General features: G+C 36.0%; 22 protein-coding genes and 1 tRNA gene. 18 read left to right on the top strand and 5 right to left on the bottom strand.

Translation table 11 applies throughout. The features are described from left to right. Positions 1-27: 27 nt before the first annotated feature. Complete coding sequence (locus AC3ITD_RS02565) at positions 28-813, bottom strand: C40 family peptidase (protein WP_489363716.1); 786 nt, start codon at positions 811-813, stop codon at positions 28-30. Between the two features lie 109 nt (positions 814-922). Here AC3ITD_RS02565 and AC3ITD_RS02560 point away from each other — a divergent pair, with 109 nt between their 5' ends. Both AC3ITD_RS02560 and AC3ITD_RS02555 read left to right on the top strand, forming a co-directional pair. Continuing rightward, positions 923-1,372, top strand: coding sequence for a universal stress protein (locus tag AC3ITD_RS02560; protein WP_489363714.1), 450 nt, complete (start codon positions 923-925; stop codon positions 1,370-1,372). A 17-nt stretch (positions 1,373-1,389) separates the two neighbouring features. Next, positions 1,390-2,643, top strand: a complete 1,254-nt coding sequence (locus AC3ITD_RS02555; RefSeq protein WP_489363712.1) for a serine hydrolase domain-containing protein — start codon at positions 1,390-1,392, stop codon at positions 2,641-2,643. Between the two features lie 91 nt (positions 2,644-2,734). Here the strand turns inward: AC3ITD_RS02555 and AC3ITD_RS02550 are convergent, their stop codons facing one another. Further along, on the bottom strand, positions 2,735-3,085 hold the full coding sequence (locus AC3ITD_RS02550; RefSeq protein WP_056849573.1) for a 4Fe-4S dicluster domain-containing protein: 351 nt from the start codon (positions 3,083-3,085) through the stop codon (positions 2,735-2,737). A 78-nt stretch (positions 3,086-3,163) separates the two neighbouring features. Here AC3ITD_RS02550 and AC3ITD_RS02545 point away from each other — a divergent pair, with 78 nt between their 5' ends. The 8 genes from AC3ITD_RS02545 to dnaJ all read left to right on the top strand — a co-directional run bounded on the left by AC3ITD_RS02545 (position 3,164) and on the right by dnaJ (position 9,824). Next, complete coding sequence (locus AC3ITD_RS02545) at positions 3,164-4,180, top strand: acyl-CoA reductase (protein ID WP_489363709.1); 1,017 nt, start codon at positions 3,164-3,166, stop codon at positions 4,178-4,180. 751 nt (positions 4,181-4,931) lie between these two features. Beyond that, positions 4,932-5,792: a hypothetical protein gene (locus AC3ITD_RS02540; protein ID WP_489363707.1), complete on the top strand. Its 861-nt coding sequence runs from the start codon at positions 4,932-4,934 to the stop codon at positions 5,790-5,792. Positions 5,793-5,818: 26 nt separating this feature from the next. Next, complete coding sequence (locus AC3ITD_RS02535) at positions 5,819-5,995, top strand: T9SS type B sorting domain-containing protein (RefSeq protein WP_489363705.1); 177 nt, start codon at positions 5,819-5,821, stop codon at positions 5,993-5,995. A gap of 307 nt (positions 5,996-6,302) precedes the next feature. Beyond that, positions 6,303-6,791 carry a hypothetical protein gene (locus tag AC3ITD_RS02530; RefSeq protein WP_489363703.1) on the top strand — a complete coding sequence of 163 codons (489 nt, stop codon included), beginning with the start codon at positions 6,303-6,305 and terminating at the stop codon, positions 6,789-6,791. A gap of 81 nt (positions 6,792-6,872) precedes the next feature. Further along, positions 6,873-7,076 carry a hypothetical protein gene (locus AC3ITD_RS02525; RefSeq protein WP_057932355.1) on the top strand — a complete coding sequence of 68 codons (204 nt, stop codon included), beginning with the start codon at positions 6,873-6,875 and terminating at the stop codon, positions 7,074-7,076. Between the two features lies 1 nt (position 7,077). Next, a complete protein-coding gene (locus AC3ITD_RS02520; RefSeq protein WP_489363700.1) occupies positions 7,078-7,761 on the top strand; it encodes a cell division ATP-binding protein FtsE in 684 nt (227 codons plus the stop codon). 226 nt (positions 7,762-7,987) lie between these two features. Beyond that, complete coding sequence (locus AC3ITD_RS02515) at positions 7,988-8,569, top strand: nucleotide exchange factor GrpE (RefSeq protein ID WP_489363698.1); 582 nt, start codon at positions 7,988-7,990, stop codon at positions 8,567-8,569. Between the two features lie 91 nt (positions 8,570-8,660). Next, positions 8,661-9,824 (top strand): molecular chaperone DnaJ, encoded by a 1,164-nt coding sequence (gene dnaJ / locus AC3ITD_RS02510; protein WP_489363696.1) that lies wholly within the window; start codon positions 8,661-8,663, stop codon positions 9,822-9,824. 70 nt (positions 9,825-9,894) lie between these two features. Here dnaJ and AC3ITD_RS02505 read toward each other — a convergent pair whose 3' ends face one another. Beyond that, positions 9,895-10,845: a DUF3829 domain-containing protein gene (locus tag AC3ITD_RS02505; RefSeq protein ID WP_489363694.1), complete on the bottom strand. Its 951-nt coding sequence runs from the start codon at positions 10,843-10,845 to the stop codon at positions 9,895-9,897. Between the two features lie 203 nt (positions 10,846-11,048). On the opposite strand from AC3ITD_RS02505, the gene AC3ITD_RS02500 reads away from it, so the two are divergent. Next, positions 11,049-11,621 (top strand): 2'-5' RNA ligase family protein, encoded by a 573-nt coding sequence (locus AC3ITD_RS02500; RefSeq protein WP_489363692.1) that lies wholly within the window; start codon positions 11,049-11,051, stop codon positions 11,619-11,621. Here AC3ITD_RS02500 and tamL read toward each other — a convergent pair whose 3' ends face one another. Further along, complete coding sequence (gene tamL / locus AC3ITD_RS02495) at positions 11,622-14,018, bottom strand: translocation and assembly module lipoprotein TamL (protein ID WP_489363690.1); 2,397 nt, start codon at positions 14,016-14,018, stop codon at positions 11,622-11,624. Positions 14,019-14,026: 8 nt separating this feature from the next. Between tamL and AC3ITD_RS02490 the strand changes: the two genes are divergently transcribed. The 3 genes from AC3ITD_RS02490 to AC3ITD_RS02480 all read left to right on the top strand — a co-directional run bounded on the left by AC3ITD_RS02490 (position 14,027) and on the right by AC3ITD_RS02480 (position 15,121). Beyond that, positions 14,027-14,773: a TrmH family RNA methyltransferase gene (locus tag AC3ITD_RS02490; protein ID WP_489363688.1), complete on the top strand. Its 747-nt coding sequence runs from the start codon at positions 14,027-14,029 to the stop codon at positions 14,771-14,773. 69 nt (positions 14,774-14,842) lie between these two features. Beyond that, positions 14,843-14,916 (top strand) — tRNA-Cys (locus AC3ITD_RS02485). Between the two features lie 34 nt (positions 14,917-14,950). After that, entirely contained in the window at positions 14,951-15,121 is a 171-nt protein-coding gene (locus AC3ITD_RS02480) for a hypothetical protein (protein ID WP_010602219.1), read from the top strand. Positions 15,122-15,480: 359 nt separating this feature from the next. Here the strand turns inward: AC3ITD_RS02480 and AC3ITD_RS02475 are convergent, their stop codons facing one another. After that, a complete protein-coding gene (locus AC3ITD_RS02475) occupies positions 15,481-15,840 on the bottom strand; it encodes a winged helix-turn-helix transcriptional regulator (RefSeq protein WP_265797923.1) in 360 nt (119 codons plus the stop codon). A gap of 125 nt (positions 15,841-15,965) precedes the next feature. Here AC3ITD_RS02475 and AC3ITD_RS02470 point away from each other — a divergent pair, with 125 nt between their 5' ends. The 4 genes from AC3ITD_RS02470 (at position 15,966) to AC3ITD_RS02455 (ending at position 19,955) form a co-directional block, all read left to right on the top strand. Then, on the top strand, positions 15,966-16,757 hold the full coding sequence (locus tag AC3ITD_RS02470; RefSeq protein ID WP_489363685.1) for an SDR family oxidoreductase: 792 nt from the start codon (positions 15,966-15,968) through the stop codon (positions 16,755-16,757). A 20-nt stretch (positions 16,758-16,777) separates the two neighbouring features. Further along, positions 16,778-17,095 (top strand): nuclear transport factor 2 family protein, encoded by a 318-nt coding sequence (locus tag AC3ITD_RS02465; protein ID WP_489363683.1) that lies wholly within the window; start codon positions 16,778-16,780, stop codon positions 17,093-17,095. A gap of 569 nt (positions 17,096-17,664) precedes the next feature. Beyond that, positions 17,665-18,378, top strand: coding sequence for a hypothetical protein (locus AC3ITD_RS02460; RefSeq protein WP_489363681.1), 714 nt, complete (start codon positions 17,665-17,667; stop codon positions 18,376-18,378). A 95-nt stretch (positions 18,379-18,473) separates the two neighbouring features. Next, positions 18,474-19,955, top strand: coding sequence for a hypothetical protein (locus tag AC3ITD_RS02455; protein ID WP_489363679.1), 1,482 nt, complete (start codon positions 18,474-18,476; stop codon positions 19,953-19,955). Positions 19,956-20,172 lie beyond the last annotated feature (217 nt).

Raw genomic sequence — 20,172 nt, 5'->3', positions numbered from 1 at the left:
GTTTGCATTATGGTGCGACCCTATCATTTATGCCACAAACCTTTTAATAATTCGCAACTTATGGCTGTAAACGCCTAATTCTCTATTAAAAATCCCTTGATCATCAATTGGATCAATTTTAACTTTTGCTGATGAGTGGATAATTTCATTCGGACTCAGCATAATACCCACGTGTGTAATTTTACCCTCAGCATTATCAAAGAAAGCGACATCACCAGGTTTAACTTCTGCTAAAAATCCAACCAATTCGCCTTGTTCTGCTTGCTGTGAGGCATCTCGGTTTAACTTAATATTTAACATTTTAAAAACAGTTTGTACAAATCCAGAACAATCGAAACCGAAAAGGTTACGGCCACCCCATAAATAAGGGATATTCTGGAAAAATTTAGCTGTGGATTCGATTTCTGTTTTAAAATCTGTCTTCGATGTATCATGAGGCTCAAAGTTGACCTTAAATTTTTCTTGGCCAGCAAAACAATAGCCATCAGCCAAACATGGGATATTACTCGCCGGGCTCAAATGATAAACACTACCATCGGCAGCTGTTAAAACATTATCGAAACTTAAGGGAGCCAATAATTCACAACTATTCATTTCTACAAATTGTGTTTGCGAAATTGCAGCCAATTGCCTAAAATCCATCCAGCCTTCGTAGCCATCGTAGCCATTTTTTACAAGCCACCATCTATCATCTTTTCCAATAACTTCTACATGTTCGCCGAACAATAACTGCGAAACTATTTCTGCTCTATCTGATGGTTCATCCCTCAAAGGAGCTACTGCAATTCTACAAATACCGTATTGATTTTCCATTTAATGTTGCTCATTGAATTGGACGTAAAACTAACAATTTACAATCAATGCTAACATTTTGAATTCAAATTTGTTATTTTTATGATGTTCACATTTAAATCTGCTAGTGATGAATTTTAAAAAGATATTAATTGCTGTCGATAATAGCACTTGTTCGGAAAAAGCTGCAAAAGCTGGATATGACATGGCTGAAAAGTTTGATGCTGAGGTTGCATTGGTAAACATTATTGAACCGATCCCTGCCAATGTAAACCCCGATTTAACCTTAGCACCTGTTTTTTTAGAAACTTACGATAACAGCGAAGAAAACAGCCATATCTTGCTGAAAGAGATGGAAACTAAATTCGGTAACGGGATAAAAACAACTTATTTGAGTGTGGTAGATACTGCGGCTCACGGCATTATTCAACAATCTGACGAGTGGGGATCTGATTTAATTGTAATAGGAACCTACGGAAGAACTGGCTTGTATCATTTTTTAATGGGAAGTGTTGCTGAGCATGTGGCTAGAAAATCTGCTTGTCCGGTGTTGATTATCCCTAATAAATGCGACATTTAGCAGGAAAATACCTTCTCATGAAAAAATTCTTATACATACCATTATTTTTACTGTTGCTTACGTTCAATAGTTCGTATGCACAACTAAATGAGGTTAAAAGTCCGATATCGTCAAAAGAACTTTTTAAAATTGATAGTCTCTTCAAACAATACCTTGATAGCGGATGGATTAAAGGCATCACTGCAAACATTGCTGTTGATGGAAAAACAGTGTATAACAAGGCTTATGGAAACCAACTGAATCGTCCGTTTAAAACAGATGATATTTTGAGAATTGCCTCACAAACCAAGGCCATGACCTGTGTAGCGGTGATGATGGTTTTTGACGAAGGAAAATTTACACTAGATGATCCCATTTCTAAATTTATTCCGGCTTTTAAAAATCCGAAAGTGCTGGATAAGTACAATAAAAAAGATGGTAGCTATACCACCGTACCAGCCAAACGCGAAATCACCATTAGGGATTTACTTACACACACTTCAGGTTTAGGATATGCGCAAATAGGATCGCCAGAGATGAACGCCATATATGCTAAAGCTGGTATTGAAGCTGGCTTTGTTATCCATAAGAAACTCTTGGAAACCGAGATCAATAAATTAGGAAAGTTGCCGCTCGCTTTGCAGCCTGGCGAAAAGTGGCAATACAGTCTGGCTATGGATGTTTTAGGGAGATTGGTAGAAGTAACTTCAGGTTTAAGTCTGGATCAATTTTTTAGAGAACGAATCTTCCGCCCTTTGGAAATGAACGATACCTACTTTGCGTTGCCCAAAGAAAAACAAGATCGATTAGCAACGGTTTACACCGAAGATAAAACTACAAAAACTGTAAAACCCTGGGTAGATGGTGCGTTTCCAGGTGCAACCGTTAATTATCCAATCAATAATAACGGCTATTTTGCTGGCGGTGCCGGTTTGGTTTCTACTTCAACAGATTACGGTTTATTTCTCCAAATGCTGTTAAATAATGGTGAATTAAATGGAAAAAGAATATTGTCTAAACGAAGTGTAGATTTGATGACCACAAACCAAATTGGCTCTATTCCGTTCGGCGATAACTATTTTGGCTTGGGTTTCGAAGTCATCTCTGACAAAGGAAGTAAAAAACTCGGCCAAAGCGTTGGTTCGTATGGCTGGGGAGGTTTTTTTGGCTCAAATTTTTGGGTGGATCCAAAAAAGAAAGTTGTTGCTCAAATTTATGTTCAACAATGGCCACTTTCTCACGGCAAGCTGAGCGAGCAATTTAAATCGCTTGTTTATCAAGCTATTCAATAATTATTGGCAAAAAAAATCCCGAATTTCATCGGGATTTATATTCATCTTAAACTTTAAATTTGTGGAAATTTAAAATCGTATAGTCACAATCTTAATTCTCCTGGTGTAGCCAGGCTTTTTTCGCAAGTAACTCTTCTTCCGTTTCGCGAATATCCTCATCATCTACGCAACAATCTACCGGACAAACCGCAGCACATTGTGGCTCATCATGAAAGCCTTTACACTCCGTACATTTATCAGATACAATGTAATAAACTTCATCAGAAACAGCTTCTTGCGAAGAATCAGCTTCGATTTGTTGATTACCAAAGTCGATGATACCATTTAGATTTGTACCATCAGAAAAACGCCATGCAGTACCGGCATCGTAAATTGCGTTATTAGGACATTCTGGTTCGCATGCCCCACAATTTATACATTCATCTGTTATTTTAATTGCCATGTTTTCGTCTAATTCTTTTGCTTAGTTTACCTTTGCGATGCAAATATAGCACTTAATCATTTAATAATAATTCTAAATATGTCAGGTTTAACTAAAGAAAAAGTAATAATTGCCTTCAAAAAATTAGGAATAAAGCTTACAAACCCTACTGACATACTAGGAAATGCAATTTATACTGCAGAAAACAGCAATGCCTGGTTTACCGCAGAAAATATAAAAAAGTCTTTATCCTCATTTGCAGAGATGTTAAATGAAGCTGATGTTGAACAGTGGTTCAAAACGATCAGCTTCAGTTCTTCACCGAAAAAGATTGGTTTAATCCTGGCAGGCAACATTCCTATGGTTGGTTTTCATGATGTTTTGAGTGTAATTGCTTCTGGAAATATTGCCATGATAAAGCTTTCTTCATCAGATGACAAATTAATTAAAGCAGTAATTGCTGAGTTGCTAAACATTGAACCTGCATTGGCAAGTAAAATTGAATATGTAGAACGATTAAAAGATTTCGATGCAGTTATCGCCACTGGAAGTAATAATTCATCTCGATATTTTGATTATTATTTTGGCAAGGTGCCAAACATCATCAGAAAAAACAGAAATAGCGTTGCTGTGATTAACGGAACTGAGACAAAGGAAGATATCGAAAATCTGGGAAATGATATTTTCGACTACTTTGGTTTAGGCTGTAGAAATGTTTCAAAAATTTATATCCCTAAAGGATACGATATTGCCAAGTTTTATGAAGGAATTGAAAGCTTTCAACCTATTATTAATCATTTTAAATACAATAATAACTACGATTACAATAAATCAATCTATTTGGTAAATGCAGCCAAACATTACGATAATGGATTCCTATTATTAAAAGAGGACGAAAGTTTGGCATCGCCTTTGGCCGTTATTTTTTATGAAGAATATGAAAACTTGGCTGAAGTTGAAATAAAACTTAACCAGAAAGCAGAGAACATTCAATGTATCATTAGCAAATCAGATTTAAAGACTACAACATTTGCATTTGGTGAAAGTCAGCACCCAAAACTTTGGGATTATGCAGATAATGTAAATACAGTCGAATTTTTGAATAGCCTTAATTGATTAAGCAAAAAATTCTTGCAGTGGAGCCTTGGGAGATCCTATCGTAAATGTTGATTATGGTTCTGGAGCAAGTACTTTCGGGCCTCCCCTAAATAATGGAATTACCAATTACATAGCTGGTTCCCCAAACGATGGCTCTTACACTTTTGCAAAAACAATTTCAGGTTAAATCCAGGTTGGGTGCAGAATATTGTTAATCATACCCCGAATGATCCAAATGGATATATGATGGTGGTTAATGCCTCCAACAGTCCAGGCATTTTTTACCAATCAACTGTTACAGGCTTATGTCCGGGCACAACTTATGAATTCTCTTCATGGATAATTAATATTCTTCGAAATACCGGAATAAAGCCTAGAGTTAAATTTACTAATAATGGGGTAATAATTGGCACATTTATTACGCCAGATATACTTGAGGGAGTTCGACAAATTGCGTTAGATATCCATTAACTTTTACTACGCCAACAAACTTGGGTGTAATAACTTAAAAAATGACGAATGAAAATCCTAGGGGAACAGCAAATGATTTGACATAGAATGACATTACTTTCCGAGCCTGTGGTCCCATCATCACACAAACAATAAATGATACTGATAATATTAGCACCAACTTATGTGAGGGCCAAAGCGCTAATTATTTATTAAAAGCAACAATTTTACATGATGTTTACCAGAACCAAAATACCAATGGCAAGCCAATAACGGTAATGGTTGGAATGATATTGCTGAACAGGTAGGTAAAGAATATTTGGTTAGCTATATTTATGCAGTGGCTGGTAGTTACCAATATCGTTTAATTACGGCAGAAAACATTGGCTTAGCAACTTGCAGGGTTGCAACCACACCATTTACTATTAATGTTACGGCGTTTCCAATAGCAGTTGCAGAAAATTTGGCCCAAATTTGTATCGGGCAAACCATTCATTTAAATGCTTCCGGCGGAACATCGTACAGTTGGGTGGGACCAAATTTCTCATCAACAGAAAAAAGCCCGAGTATTATAAGTGCCACAAAGGAAATGGCTGGAGAATATACGGTTACAGTTGCCACAAATGGCTGCTCCACAACTGCCGCTACCACCGTATCCATTTTAGAACCGCCAGTTTTGGCTACCAATTTTAAGCAGACAACCATTTGCGAAGGTACTTCTGTTGCACTGTCAGCATCAGGTGGAACAATTTATCAATGGGCACCAGCAGTAGGATTATCAGATCCAAATTCTTCAAATCCAACTGCATCTCCAACTGAAACCAAAATTTACACTGTGAAGGTATCAAATGGTGCATGTTCAGAAACCGCTGAAATAACTGTCAACGTAAATAAAAATGCCGTTGTTGATGCCGGCTTAGATCAAAAAATCATATTGGGACAAGCCATTACGCTAAATGGCAAAATTATTGGGAATGATTTTACCTATTATTGGTCACCGAACGATTTCTTGGATGATCCATCAAAATCAAACCCAATTGCCCAACCCACAGAAGATATAACTTACACCCTGCATGCCATTTCTAATTCAGGCTGCAACACCATTACCGATAAAGTTTTTATAAAAGTGTATCCAAAAATTGTAATTCCCAACTCCTTTCGCCAAATGGCGATTCAGTAGATGATACTTGGAATATACCCGCAGCCTTGGCATTTCCAAATCCTATTGTTAGGGTTGTGAATAGAAATGGACAACCTGTTTATCAAAGCAATGGAATTTATAAACCTTTAGATGGAAAATTGAATGGAAGAGATCTTCCGTCTGCAGTTTATTGGTACACCATTATTTTAATGAAGATTTTGAAACCTATTCTGGATGGATAAACTTGATTAGATAAAAACTGTTTTTACTTTCGCTGATAGTTTTGAAATGCTAATTTTATAAAAAATGTAATTCTGCATTAAACTTTAAAAACGCCCTAAAAAAAATCGATTTCTAAAAATGAAAAAGTTCCTATTTCTTTTCTTCGCAATTGCAAACGCATACTCGTCCTTAGCACAGTCAAGCAAGCAACAAATTTTAACAAACACCGATTTATATGTTTCGGATTATCCAACCGGAGTTTACAAAACAAAACAGGATTTTGAAAATAAAATACCAAGTGATACTAGCCAAGTTGTTCCTAAAAATTTGCCTGGTAAGAAAAAAGATTCTATTGTATTAAATCAAAATACTTTTTTTTACACTGCCGCCAATGATAAAAAAATTAAAAATGTTTTTGCAATTTGTTACCGTGGCTATTTGTTTTTCAATGTTCAATCTATTCTTTTAAATAGAAATAAAACCGATCGAGCCCAAACAAATAGCAACCCAAATGCCTTTGTTGGGGTACTTTACGCTGGAAATAATTATTTGTATACAGAAGCAAATTTAGCCAATGCTTGGGCTCAAGGTTTTGCTTATGGTGTGGGTGGAGCCGTTGGTGGCATTGCTGCCCAAGGCATGATTTCAGGCAAAGGGATTTTGTGGGATTTTAAAAATAAAGAGTTTAATATTTTTAAAAACTGCAAAGATTATAATGAGTTTATAAAGGATAAATATGCTGATGGTGTGCAAGAATGTAAGAATAATTATCCAGATATGCTGAGAGTTAGAAACGATATTAGAAATATTCTTTAATTGGATTTTAGCGATGACAGAACTACAATTTAGATCAATTTTTGAAGGTTTTTCTAAATTGAAATGCTATTTTTGAGCACAATGTATATCGTTAAAGTTAAAGGCATCGCCAAAATTCCAGATTACGTACAATTACGAGATGATAAGTTTACCTTACTGGCTTACTTTAGGGTAGATCGGCCAGATAAATCTTTGGAGAAACTGGGTTTGGGCGATAAACAAGAGTACATTATGGAAATGGTTAAAGATTTGCCTTTTGGGCAGATTGCTAAATTAGAAATATAAAATGGCAGGACACGCAGTAATTCATTTAAGCAATGTTGATGTTTTTCAACAGAAACACTTAGTACTCTCAAACGTAAATTTACACATCGAAAATGATGAATTTATTTTCTTAATCGGTCAAACAGGTTCGGGTAAAAGTAGCTTACTGAAAATTTTATATGGCGATTTACACATTGGAAATGGTGAGGGAAATATTGCAGGTTTCGATTTAAAAAATTTAAAAGAAAGCCAGGTGCCGTTTTTACGCAGAAAATTAGGCGTAGTTTTTCAGGATTTCCAGTTGTTAACAGATAGAACCATAGAAAAAAACCTGGAGTTTGTTTTAAAAGCCACAGGTTGGAATGATCAAAAACTTATTGACGAGCGCATCAAAGATGTTTTAGATAAAGTGGGTTTACGTTCGAAGATCAAGAAAATGCCACACGAAATTTCCGGAGGCGAGCAGCAGCGGATTGTTATTGCAAGGGCTTTACTTAACGACCCGGAAATTATTTTGGCCGATGAGCCGACTGGAAATTTAGACCCAGAAACTTCAGAAGAAATTGTAACACTTTTAAAGCAAATAAGCCAGGCCGGAACTGCGGTTTTAATGGCTACCCACGATTACCATATCATCCGCACTTTTCCATCCCGTATTATTAAATGCGAAAATGGAGTGGTGCTTGAAGGCGCACAAATAGCCTAATCATTTAAGAATTTAAATTTACGATTTTAGATTTCGTGCTGCGAAATCTGAAATCGCAACGCTAAATTTCGAACGCTTCTTTCTGCCAAAACCGTAAAGCAAAATTTATCAATCATAAATCCGCTGTCAATCTGTTCAGATAAAACAACATAAATCTGACAGCTTGGCTGATTTACGTTTATGGCAAAATAGTTGAGATTAATACAAAAAAATTCAGCCTAGTATTATGTTTAATAAGAAGAAAAATAACGATAAAGAAGAAAATATAATGAATCCTGAAAATTCATCAGAAAATACTGCTGAAAACGCAGAAAATACTGATGCCACTATAAAAGAAACTGAACAAGCGCCAGAATTATCTGTAGAAGAAAAATTGCAGGCTGAGGTTCAACAACTTAACGATAAGTACTTGCGTTTATATGCCGAGTTTGATAATTACAAACGCCGTACTCAAAAAGAACGCGTTGAGTTACTACAAACTGCAGGTAAAGATGTAATTGTATCATTATTACCTGTTTTGGATGATTTTGATCGGGCGTTAAAAGCCATGGAAACTGCTGCTGATGTTGCGCCAGTTAAAGAAGGAATTCTATTAGTGAGCACTAAATTGAAAAATACACTGTCACAAAAAGGTTTAAAAGATGTTGAAAGCATCAATCAGCCGTTTGATACAGATTTTCATGAGGCAATTACCAATATCCCTGCACCTACCGAAGATTTAAAGGGAAAAGTGATTGATGAAGTTGAAAGAGGTTATACATTAAATGATAATGTAATTCGCTTCGCTAAAGTTGTAGTTGGAGCGTAAATTAATTATTGAATGTTAGAATGTGTGAAGGATTGAATGATTATACATTCTATCACTCGATCATTCAAAATTCAATCATTTTAAAAAGAAGATGAGTAAAAGAGATTATTACGACGTATTAGGCGTTAGCAAAAGTTCGGCTGCCGACGAGATAAAGAAAGCCTATCGCAAGATGGCCATTAAGTATCACCCAGATAAAAACCCTGGCGATAAAGCGGCTGAAGATAAGTTTAAAGAAGCAGCCGAAGCTTACGAAGTGTTAAGTAGCCCAGAAAAAAAGCAACGCTACGATCAATTCGGGCATGCGGGTGTTGGTGGTGCCAGTGGCGGTGGTTACGGTGGTGGCGGAATGAACATGGATGACATCTTCAGTAATTTTGGAGATGTTTTTGGTGGTCATAATCCTTTCGAAAGCTTTTTCGGCGGTGGTGGCGGTGGCCAGCAACGTGGCGGTCGCAGGGTGGCTAAAGGCACTAACCTGCGTATTAAAGTTAAGTTAACGCTTGAAGAGATTGCTCATGGTGCGGAGAAAAAAATCAAGGTTAACAAATTAATCGTTTGTAAAACTTGCGATGGTTCTGGTGCAAAAGATAAATCATCGGTAAGTACTTGCGGTACCTGTGGAGGTAGTGGACAAGTGCGTAGGGTAACCAATACCATTTTGGGCCAGATGCAAACCGCTTCTACTTGCCCTACTTGTAATGGTAGCGGTCAACAAATTACGGCAAAATGTAATGTTTGCCATGGCGATGGCGTTGTACGTGGCGAAGAAACCATCACCATTAACATTCCTGCTGGTGTGAGCGAAGGCATGCAGTTAAGCATGAGTGGCAAAGGTAATGCAGCACCAAACGGCGGTATTCCAGGAGACTTGATTATCTTAATTGAAGAAATTCCTCACGAAACTTTAAAACGCGAAGGCAATAATATAGTTTACGATTTGCATTTAAGTTTTGTTGATGCTGCTTTGGGCATGAGCCTTGAGGTACCAACAATTGATGGAAAAGCGAAAATTAAAATCGAACCTGGAACGCAGAGCGGAAAATTATTACGCTTAAAAGGAAAAGGTTTACCAGAAGTAAACTCTTACCACAGAGGCGACGAAATTATTCACATCAACATTTGGACGCCTAAAGCTTTAAGTAGCGATGAACGCAGTGCACTTGAGAAGTTACGTGAATCTCCAAATTTCAAGCCGCAACCCGGTAAAAACGATAAAAGTTTCTTCGAAAGAATGAAAGAATATTTCGAGTAACCAATTATCGATATAATACAAAAAACCGATGGCCCTCGCTATCGGTTTTTTTCATTTTCAGGCACTCCTACTAGTCAACAAAACTGTTGTAACTGGTGCGCATATATTCGTGCTTCCTAATTAAATTTTCTGTATCATTTTCTGTTATTTTACCAGATGTTGCAGCATCCCTCATCACCTTTTTGGTTTCTATTAAAAACTCTTTAAAGCTTTCGTTAAAACGCCTGAAAGAATCATCCTTACCTGGATACTTAGCTGCATTTGGAGCATCCATTTCTGTATGTTTTTTGTTTTGTGCTTCCAATGCGGTGTAGGCAGTCTTTATCTTACCTTCATCAGCTTTATAATTTTTCGATTCCAAAATTAGTTTATTAAAATCAGCTACCGCTTTACGGTCGTCTTTCATCGCAAAAATATATTCTTTAAGGGGATGCGTTTTCAAAATAATTCGTTCTGCATCATCACCAATTATTTCTAATTTCGTTAATAACTGATCATCATATTTGTAATAAGTTTTACTCATTGCATAAATAGAATCAACAAGCGCTTTGCCTTTTACACCTTTATCATCTTTGAAATCTTCTGCTTTAATATATTCATCAAGCGATTTATACGTATTTTTCATTTTTTCAAATGATTCATTCAGTGCCAATACATTATCCTTAAAAAACTTCTGATCTTCACCGCTTAAAACTTTTGGTGGCGTTTCAGGTTTCATGGTTGATTTGCTAAAATGCGGAACCGAAAAAGGTGTTATAATACCTATAAACGCATATTGATTATTAGGTTGTTCCAGTCCTCTGGCAATGCGCTGCACATTGCTCTCCATGCTTTTCAAATAAGTATTGTTTTTATCTGTGTAAGCAACTAAAACGTTGTTATATTCTACTATTTGATTGGCCTCATCATTACTGGCCTCGGCATATTCGGTTTTAGCATTTCCATCTTTTTTATCCCCGCCTTTACATGCAGAGAATGAAATCGCTGTTGCGATAATTAGTAGTTTAATCGGTAGTTTCATCTTTAGCTTTTGTTTATATCTGATTTATTAATTAAATGACAGTTGTTTTTAAATAAATGCTTAACAATGATAGCTTCGGGATGTTTGTTGAAACAAATGCTTTGTTTGAGGGATGACTCATCAAACTAAATTTTATTCGCCTTTAAACGAAATTTATTTTCACTTCAACATTGTTTTTACTAATTATTTTAGTAATTTTAGATATGGAAAATTTGTTTTTGGTATGTTTAATCCCTCCAAAAGACATTATGGATGATATTGATGATTTAAGAAATTTTATATCTGAAAAGTTTAACGTTTTCGAATCTCTTAAACGCCCTGTACACCTTACTTTATATGATCCGGTGAAGATAACCTCACTTTCGCAAGAGGAAAATTTTTTCAGCGCACTAAATAATGCCGCCTATTCCGAGTCGTTTGATCAGATTTTATTGAATTTCAATTCCTTTCCAGAACATACATTTTACATTGATGCAGAACAGAATCAAGGCATTATGAATTTGAAGAAACAAATAGATGAAGAACCTAAGCCGATGAAATTAATCGAAAAAAATAGGCCGAAATTTAATCCACACGTAACATTAGCATTTAGAGACCTAAAGTCAGACGTTTACCGGGAACTTATTACTGAGTTTAAGGATCGTAAGTTTAAAAGGAAATTTTTAGTTTCAGCGTTTTCAGTTTATAAACATGATGGCAAAAGATGGCAGGCCTTTAAAGAAATCCCATTTAAATCTCCATCAGAAAAACCGAAACCACTAACACTTTTTGGTTGATTAAAAAGGCATACCGATACCAAAATTATACTGAACAAATCGATAGGTATCTGGAGCATGCGTTAAGTTATATTGTTCTTTAAACGCTTTTGATCCCGAAAACATTTTGCCGATTACCCATTGATCGCCACTCCCAAATTGTGGATCTTTTAATTTCAAACCTACATCAAACCTGAAAACAAAATACTGTACATCGTAACGCAAACCAAAACCAGTACCGATAGCCAATTGTTTAGCCAGTCTACTCAATTTAAAAACGGTTAGTTCATCTAATTCGGTAACCTGCTGACTGATTGATTCCCCTAAACGAACATTCCAGATATTACCAGCATCTAAAAATGCTGCTCCTCTTAAGGTTGCCCCAAAAAACTTTCTTGCCAGTGTAAAACGATACTCAAAATTGGTTTCAAGGCGCATTGTTCCCAATTGATCTAAGCCAAACAACGCCTTTCTTAAAGTCTCTGAGCCAATGACTTCTCTGTTGTAATTACCAGGCCCAACCGTTCTAGCCTGCCAAGCCCTTAAACCACTAGATCCACCAGCAAAAAACTGTTTCTCAAATGGAATACCTGTTAAAATAGAATTTCCGTAAGAGTAGGCTATTCCAGTGTTTAGGCGAGCAATAAACTGCCTTTCGCCTCCCAGATGTTTATACCATCTTAGATCTACCTCTGGCCTAACGTATTGGTTAAAAGGCAAACCGAGGATACGCGCAGGGTTATCATTGGCCGGATCGCTATCCGATCCACCAAGCCTGGAAATGCCTTGCAAAAGGTTTCCAGCAATATCAATGTTTGCCCTTAGATAAAAGAATGTTCGCAATTGGTTTAACTTATCTGCATTTAAGGTATAACTGTACTTCATCCCTAAAGTTAAATCCTGACGTCTTAACAACGTTGCATAATAAAGGTTATTTGCAACTTCATTTACATCCAAACTATCGCTTAAATTACCAAAACGATATTCGAAATTTAAAGGCGTAAAGGAATGTAGTTTTGATTTCGTTTCAAACCAATCGTAGGTGATCGAGTTAATAAAAATATTCCTTACAGAGACATCTTTCTGCAGGGCATAAATGTAACTGGAAGAAAATGTAGTATGCGGCATACCATTTCCCCCCAATACCGGGTTGTAAAATGGAATAATTAAGCGTGGAACGGTAATGCTTGCACTAACAGAAAAATCGCGTTGATAAATATCTCTAAATGGAGATGATCCATTTCCTATCCGAGATTGTAATCCGCCTTTTACTTGGAACTCAAATCGCTCTGCGCCTCTAAATAAATTGTTGTTGGTATAAGTATTACTGATATTAATGCCCACCGTACCACCATTAAAAGGTACTTCGCCCTCTATCCTATTGCTCATCACCTTTTGGGGCGTAACCATGATAATTGGATTTATTTTATTGCCCGTGCTATCGCGATTGAAATAATCAATTTTAACATTTTTGAAAATATTCAGTTCGTACAAGCGATCATAGGTTAAATTTTCATTTCGGATGTCGTAGAGTTCGCCCTGTTTTAAGAAATCATAGCGAAGAATAGGGTTTCTTCTATATCTTTTGGACAAATCGGTAAATGAAACACCGCCAGTAGTATCTCTGTTTACGTAATTACGCAACGAATCTGGAAAACCATCCGGACTGGGAGCGATAATCATATAGGTTGTGCCGATTTTGTATTGTTTGTGCGGCCCCGTGGCTGGGTTGGTAATATTTAAACGCAAATTTACTTTTTGTGGCTGTTCGGTTTCGATCACATCAAAATTTACATAAGGACGTAAGAAATAAAAGTAACCATTTTCTTTCATCACCCGGTAAATTTGTTCACGCTCATACGTTAACGAATCTACATCATAGCGCATACCTGAATGTAAACGCGTAAAACTCGATTTATTTCGATCATAAACATCCTTAACTGATTTACTAAAGATGGAGTCGCTCAGTTTTGCTACATACGATGCCTTACCCTGGTTTGCCTTGAAGTCGATTTCTGCTTTCTTGTTTTCTACTTTAATTTCAGCGGCAACCTTTGCATCGAAATAACCTTTACCCGTTAAAAATTTCTGAATCTGATTTCTTGATATTTCTACCAGTGCACTATCCAAAATTGCCGGAGGCGTACCAAAGGGTTTAATGTTATTGGTTTTATAACGGCCATCTTTAGTATTGAACAAATTGTATAGGGGTACGTTTATGCTAAAAGCCGATGGCGGACGAATATCTTTTTGAACATAATTATAAGCTTGCTCCTCAAATTGCGCATCTACACTATCAATTGTAACCTTTTTCACAATTGATTGATAATCGGGAATATACTTTGTAGAAGAACAGCTCTGAATTAAAACAATAATAAATAGTAATATTGCAGTGCTTTTCAGTTTTATATTTATCAAGTATTGGTATGCTTTCAAAGTCTCAAATTAGTTTTATAAAGTCATTGCATCAAAAAAAATATCGTAAAGAGCACGGTTTATTTTTGGTTGAAGGCATAAAATCAATTCAAGAATTTATCCATTCGAGCTACCAAATCCACAGCATATTTTACAACAGCGAACAATCCAATTTGTTACCCAAATTGCCTGCAAATATAAACTTATTTGAAGTAAACAACGTTGAATTAGGTAAGATTAGTACTTTGCAAACGCCACAAGGTTTTTTGGCGATTTTACATATGCCGAAAGACCGAAAAGTAAATCCAAAATCGTTGCAAAATCAATTTACATTGGTGTTAGATGGCGTTCAAGACCCAGGCAATATGGGTACCATTATTAGAACTGCAGATTGGTTCGGTTTTGATAAGATTATCTGTTCTGAAGATACAGTAGAGGCTTATAATCCTAAAACTGTACAAGCCACGATGGGCTCGCTGGCCCGGGTTGAAATTTATTACGAAAACCTTCCATTATTTTTAGAATACAATAATTTGCCAGTTTTTGGTGCGTTGCTGGATGGCGAATCTATTTACAAAACCAATTGGGGCAACGAAGGCTTAATTGTGTTAGGCAATGAAGGGAAAGGAATTTCCAGTGAGGTGATTAGTAAAATAAATAAGCCAGTAACCATACCGCGAATTGGAGCAGCCGAATCTTTAAATGTAGCAGTAAGTGCAGCAATTTTTTGCGCTGAATTAGTGCGGGTTAAAAATTAGACTGATAATAATTAAGATATTATTTGCGCACTAATTAATAATTGCTATTTTTGCAACCTTGAATTTCAAGGTCGAGTGGCCGAGTGGCTAGGCAGAGGTCTGCAAAACCTTCTACAGCGGTTCGAATCCGCTCTCGACCTCCATTTGTACAAATAAAATAATTAAAAGGTTATTACCATGGCAGTTACGAGATTAAAAAGAAAAGACAGAAGGAATAAAAATACAGCTCACCAAGAGGTAGCATTTTTAAAAAGAGCAACTAACATTGAGTTAGGAAGTCGCTCTGCTCAACCTAAAAACGATCAATTAGCTAAAAACAATGCTGTTTTAGCTGGTTTAGCAAAATAGTTTTTAGCGAGTTTTCTCAAAGGCATTTAAAGCATCCTTCTGATCAAAGGATGCTTTTTTTATGCAATAATTTTTGTAAAAAAAATCAAGTGGGCTTTGAACCCTTTGGTTTGCAACATCGGTTATGTGGGTATAAATTGCGTCGTATTTAAACTATTATGTCCGAGAAGTTGTTGGATGTACCTAATATCCGTTCCATTTTCTAACAAATAATATACAAAGACCAAACTGCTAATAGGGTTTTTCAAAAACTATTTAAAATTTTGAAGATAACTTAAACAGCTACACCTGAACCCGCCAGAATTGAAAAGCCGACGTGATGTGCCATTAACAATATACTCCATGATCAAATTGGCAAATCATTGATTCTCTACTTTTAAAATGATATTCCGCAATCGTTCTTCATTTTCGTCTCCCCAGTTACCCAAAGCAGAAATTACAGGAATTAAGGTTTTTCCAAAATCTGTTAAACTGTATTCAACTTTTGGAGGAACAACAGGGTAAATAACTTTTGAAATTAATTCGTGTTCTTCCAATTCTTTTAACTGAATATTTAGAACCCTGCGTGAAGCCTCTGGTATTTTCCTTTGCAATTCACTGGGACGTTTATGTCCTTGTTCAATAAACCACAACAAACGAATTTTCCACTTGCCATAAAGCACCTCACCAATTAAATCAAGGCCACAATTTAGGTTCAATGGAATTTTTCTGTCTTTCATAAAGCAAACTTAGTTCAATGTTCCAAATTGTACAATAGGGGAAAAATTTAACCCAATGCAATTCGATATTCCGTACTTGTTCAAACCTTTTGTATACACCAATTTTGCCCATAAATAATTATACAATGGATCAATTTAATTTTAGCAATGAACTATCTGGCAAAATTGCCTTGGTAACAGGAGGCACAAAAGGAGCTGGAAAAGCGATAGCGGAGAGGCTTTTACAAGCTGGCGCAACCGTTATTATTACAGCACGAAATGCGCCTGAGAAAGAAAATAACAATCTGCATTTCATTTCTTCCGATTTAAGCAAGGCAGAAGATTCACAAAAAGTAGTCAACGAAGTACTTTCTACTTATGGTAGGCTTGATATTTTAGTCAATAACCTTGGTTCTTCAATAACGCCTGCTGGTGGTTTTGCTGCTTTAAAAGATGAAGATTGGGAATCGACGCTACAAGCTAACTTACTTGCTCCTGTACGATTAGACAGAGGATTTTTACCACAAATGATTGAACAAAAAAGTGGGGTCATAATTCATATCGCCTCTATACAAGGCAAACTACCATTATACGATTCTACGTTGCCTTACGCAGCTTCAAAAGCAGCATTGATAAATTACAGTAAAAGCTTATCAAACGAAGTGACGCCAAAAGGAGTTCGAGTACTCACTGTATCGCCAGGATGGATCAATACTACAGCATCGAAAGCATGGCTGGGTGAAATTGCAAGAAACGCAAACAGCAGCGTAGAAGAAGCTCAACAAGGTGTTATGGATGCCTTGGGTGGGATACCGTTTGGCAGACCTGCAGAATCAGAAGAAATAGCGGAATTAGTTGGCTTTTTGGTTTCGCCAAGAGCTAATTATTTAACAGGAACCAATTTTGTAATCGACGGAGGAACAGTACCCACAATTTGATAATCTAAAAGAACAAAAATATGAACTTACCAAAAGTAATCACCGATTTAGTAACAGCGCAAAACAATTTTGATAGCATAGCTTATGCCAATTGTTTTAATGAAACAGCCGTAGTTTTTGACGAGGACAAAACGCACAATGGAAGAAAAGAAATAGAAAATTGGATAGAAAAAGCCAATAAGGATTATCAAGCGACAATGAAACCCATTGAATATCTAAATGCCGATCAAATATTAAAAACTGAAGTTTCTGGCAACTTCCCCGGAAGTCCTATTGTTTTGGCATATCACCTGGATATAAAAGATGGTTTGATCCAATCTTTAAAAATTACTGGTTAATAAAAATTTGGGGCGCAAGCCAAATTGAACAATTCAATTATTAATCGACATCTATTCTTTTCCCAAATCTGCTAAATTGATCGCTCATTCTAGCGGTAGTTTGGGAAAAGATTTTTAAAACTAATAACAATTGGTTATCATCGAATTCATTACATGGCCAAGCGAATTATAATTCACCTGCCATTGTGAAGGAGATCATCAATAGCTCCTCTAAATTTTGTGGCTGGAAATAAAGAAGAAAATCAATGGGCAGGTTACCTGTTTAAAAATAAACCAGCTGTTATTTTCGGTTTCGAGCACCATTCTTTTGGTTGCCCAAGCATTATTGTATTAAACAAAGCCTCTGATAATATTGCCATTAACTGCGACAACCGACATTAGATATTACAGTTTTTTACGTACTCCCCAAAAAATGTAAAAACAAACTCTCCCACTCTCATTTTCAAATATTCAACAGAATGGAACGAATATAAAATAAAGGTCCACGGATAATAACAACGTCTTATTCTCGTAGCATCAAGGTGTATTTTTATTTAGTTAATCTACATATACCTATTAAACTAAAAGACATGAGCACCACACTTATTATCCTTCTCGTTGCCATGGTGGCCATATACGGAGGCTTTTTCTATTTTATGCAGATAAAAAAGAAGAAGCAAGCAGAGATGTTTCTCAACACAAATTTTAGCGCAGAAATGAATAAAGCCGCCATTTATAAAAACAGCTTTTTAAATGGAGAGCTCTCCTCTATCAGTGAACAGATGGAAGGCAAAATGATTGATGCCTTTAATTATGCCGGTCTAAATTATACAACGAAAGATTCTATTAAAGATAGCCTGAAAGATAGCTTAAAGGGAATGGCAATGTTAGGAACAGTCAGATTTCATTCCGTTCAAACCCCGAAATATCTGGTTTTAAGCGGAGATGATTTACACCTGTTTGATACAGATACTGATGGAGAAATCTCCAGCTATTTTGTTTTCAAACCTGCTCGTTTGCTGGTCTCGTCAATTACCGAAATTCCGCTTGAAGGAACAATAAAAGCATATGCCAGGCAAAAAGGAGATCAAGTTAAAGCTTTTAGAATTTCGTTGGCTACTGACGAAAACCTGATAGAGCTTATCCTGTTTTCTGCATTGTTGTTCAGCTTTCCTAACACAGGTTTAAGTACTTTTTCATTGAACGTACAAAAAAACCTTGAAGAAATTATTATTGGCAATGATTTCCTTAAAAAGTTAGGCAATCGTTATCCAAACCTAAGCGTATCAGGCCTAGTGGCCTAACATCCTTAAATATCTGATTACAAAGTCTATCTCGATCAGATATTATATTAGCCTACCTAGGCTATTCGTTCTTAAATCAATCAACGCAAAAAGACATGAAAATAATAAAGCTTATCACATTAATGAACTTAGTAATCGTCTTGGCTTCTTGCAACGGACAAGAAGCAAAATCAAATCATCAGAATAACCAGCTCACAACAGATACCGTGAATCAGTTCGTGATCGGAGGTTACATGATCATGCCCAAACTAAAAGAGGTGCGGGCTTATAAAATGATTGGTGGTGCAAATTGGGATGGTTTCACTTTTGAGAAAGATCCAAAAATTGATTATGATAAGACAACCCTCCTAGCCATTGGGAACGCCATTTTTTTTAAAGAATACTTCCCTTTCAAATTTGATTTAGACAAGCTAAAAATCATTCTACGTGATGAGTTTTACTTCCTCTGTCGAGATGACAAAAATATTTATTATACATCTGAACGAATTAAGACTGTTAAAGTTGACATTTCAAATTTCACTGCTGTTAATGATTTTGTTTATAAATCCAAAACAAATGGAAAGCTGTATTTCCTTGATATCAAATCCTATGCGCTCGCTCCGGTAGCCATACCAGTTGATGAGCCATCTTTGAAACATATTGCAGCAAATTATTTTTATGATAAAAACGGGCTGTATTTCTTTGGTGAACATTCTAAAATTAATTCAAAAGGCTATTATGACGACCATGTAGATCAATCGGAGAAGCTCATGGATGGAAGCAATGTAGTGCCAGTGATCTCTAAAAAATACTTCTCTTACAACAACCAGATTTTCGCAATTGACGATAACTCCATTAAGAAGCTAGATATAGATCAGCGTAAAATAATCGAAATTAAAATTAATGATTCAGAATCATTTATTACGGATGGAAAATCGATATATAGTGATTTAAATTACGGCTATGATGATAGTGGACGTAACGAAAAAGGCTATTATGGTATTTGGTATCCCAGCCTTTACTCCAACACTAATCTTCAGAAGATACTCTCCCCTTCTCTATATTTCCAAAGAGAAGGTAAGGCCGTAGTCTTCAATAAGTATAACCCAAATACTTTCCCAGGGCTCTTTGTCAAAACTGACAATAAAAATTATCTATTGACAGACAAAAAGAAAGTGGAAATAGAGCAGGTACTATTTTACAATCCAGAAACTAAGAAAAATGAGGTTTTTGAAGAAAAGTATATCAAAACGTATGCTTTAGACGGGTTTATGCAATATAAAAACAAACTTTATTTTAACGGAATGCCTGTTGAAACTTCAAAGCTGAAAATGGATAAGTTAAGGCAAATTCCAGAAAGTAATTACCTTACTGATGGCGAATCAATCATATACCTAGGTAATATAGGGGGCTATAGCAGTGTAACGAAGGGCGATCTGGAATATGCAGTTTTTGATGAGTTAATTTTAAAAAACGTTTTTACAGATAAAATGAAAGCTGTAAATCCTGATTTGATCACGGATGGTATTTCTTTAATCAGCAGGGCACAAATAGTGAAAATAAAAGATCTGCATCTTAACGTCAAGATCCTGGAATAATCATCTGCAAAATCTAATAATTATTTCATCGATTGCCGCTAAAGATTGAAAGGTGTTAGAAAAATCTTATCCTAAAGGGCAACTATTTAGAGTTTCAGATTTCCAGTTTTGATATTATAAGTTCTGATCTCTGCAACGAATAATAGATGAACCCCGACAAATTCTAAAATAAAGCTTGCGAATCCTAATTATATTAATTCTGATAAGCGCTAACGCT

It is taken from the genome of Pedobacter sp. KH_004 (genome assembly GCF_057840755.1).
This window is presented reverse-complemented; position numbering and strand designations above follow the sequence as displayed.

Excerpts from the sequence above, each read along its gene's own strand:
- AC3ITD_RS02555 (WP_489363712.1), top strand. The coding sequence starts at position 1,390 with ATGAAAAAATTCTTATACATACCATTATTTTTACTGTTGCTTACGTTC.
- AC3ITD_RS02560 (WP_489363714.1), top strand. The coding sequence starts at position 923 with ATGAATTTTAAAAAGATATTAATTGCTGTCGATAATAGCACTTGTTCG.
- AC3ITD_RS02500 (WP_489363692.1), top strand. The coding sequence starts at position 11,049 with ATGGAAAATTTGTTTTTGGTATGTTTAATCCCTCCAAAAGACATTATG.
- AC3ITD_RS02545 (WP_489363709.1), top strand. The coding sequence starts at position 3,164 with ATGTCAGGTTTAACTAAAGAAAAAGTAATAATTGCCTTCAAAAAATTA.
- AC3ITD_RS02480 (WP_010602219.1), top strand. The coding sequence starts at position 14,951 with ATGGCAGTTACGAGATTAAAAAGAAAAGACAGAAGGAATAAAAATACA.
- AC3ITD_RS02475 (WP_265797923.1), bottom strand. The coding sequence starts at position 15,840 with ATGAAAGACAGAAAAATTCCATTGAACCTAAATTGTGGCCTTGATTTA.
- AC3ITD_RS02525 (WP_057932355.1), top strand. The coding sequence starts at position 6,873 with ATGTATATCGTTAAAGTTAAAGGCATCGCCAAAATTCCAGATTACGTA.
- AC3ITD_RS02520 (WP_489363700.1), top strand. The coding sequence starts at position 7,078 with ATGGCAGGACACGCAGTAATTCATTTAAGCAATGTTGATGTTTTTCAA.
- AC3ITD_RS02515 (WP_489363698.1), top strand. The coding sequence starts at position 7,988 with ATGTTTAATAAGAAGAAAAATAACGATAAAGAAGAAAATATAATGAAT.
- AC3ITD_RS02465 (WP_489363683.1), top strand. The coding sequence starts at position 16,778 with ATGAACTTACCAAAAGTAATCACCGATTTAGTAACAGCGCAAAACAAT.
- AC3ITD_RS02455 (WP_489363679.1), top strand. The coding sequence starts at position 18,474 with ATGAAAATAATAAAGCTTATCACATTAATGAACTTAGTAATCGTCTTG.
- AC3ITD_RS02505 (WP_489363694.1), bottom strand. The coding sequence starts at position 10,845 with ATGAAACTACCGATTAAACTACTAATTATCGCAACAGCGATTTCATTC.
- AC3ITD_RS02490 (WP_489363688.1), top strand. The coding sequence starts at position 14,027 with ATGCTTTCAAAGTCTCAAATTAGTTTTATAAAGTCATTGCATCAAAAA.
- AC3ITD_RS02460 (WP_489363681.1), top strand. The coding sequence starts at position 17,665 with ATGAGCACCACACTTATTATCCTTCTCGTTGCCATGGTGGCCATATAC.
- AC3ITD_RS02550 (WP_056849573.1), bottom strand. The coding sequence starts at position 3,085 with ATGGCAATTAAAATAACAGATGAATGTATAAATTGTGGGGCATGCGAA.
- AC3ITD_RS02470 (WP_489363685.1), top strand. The coding sequence starts at position 15,966 with ATGGATCAATTTAATTTTAGCAATGAACTATCTGGCAAAATTGCCTTG.
- dnaJ (WP_489363696.1), top strand. The coding sequence starts at position 8,661 with ATGAGTAAAAGAGATTATTACGACGTATTAGGCGTTAGCAAAAGTTCG.
- AC3ITD_RS02565 (WP_489363716.1), bottom strand. The coding sequence starts at position 813 with ATGGAAAATCAATACGGTATTTGTAGAATTGCAGTAGCTCCTTTGAGG.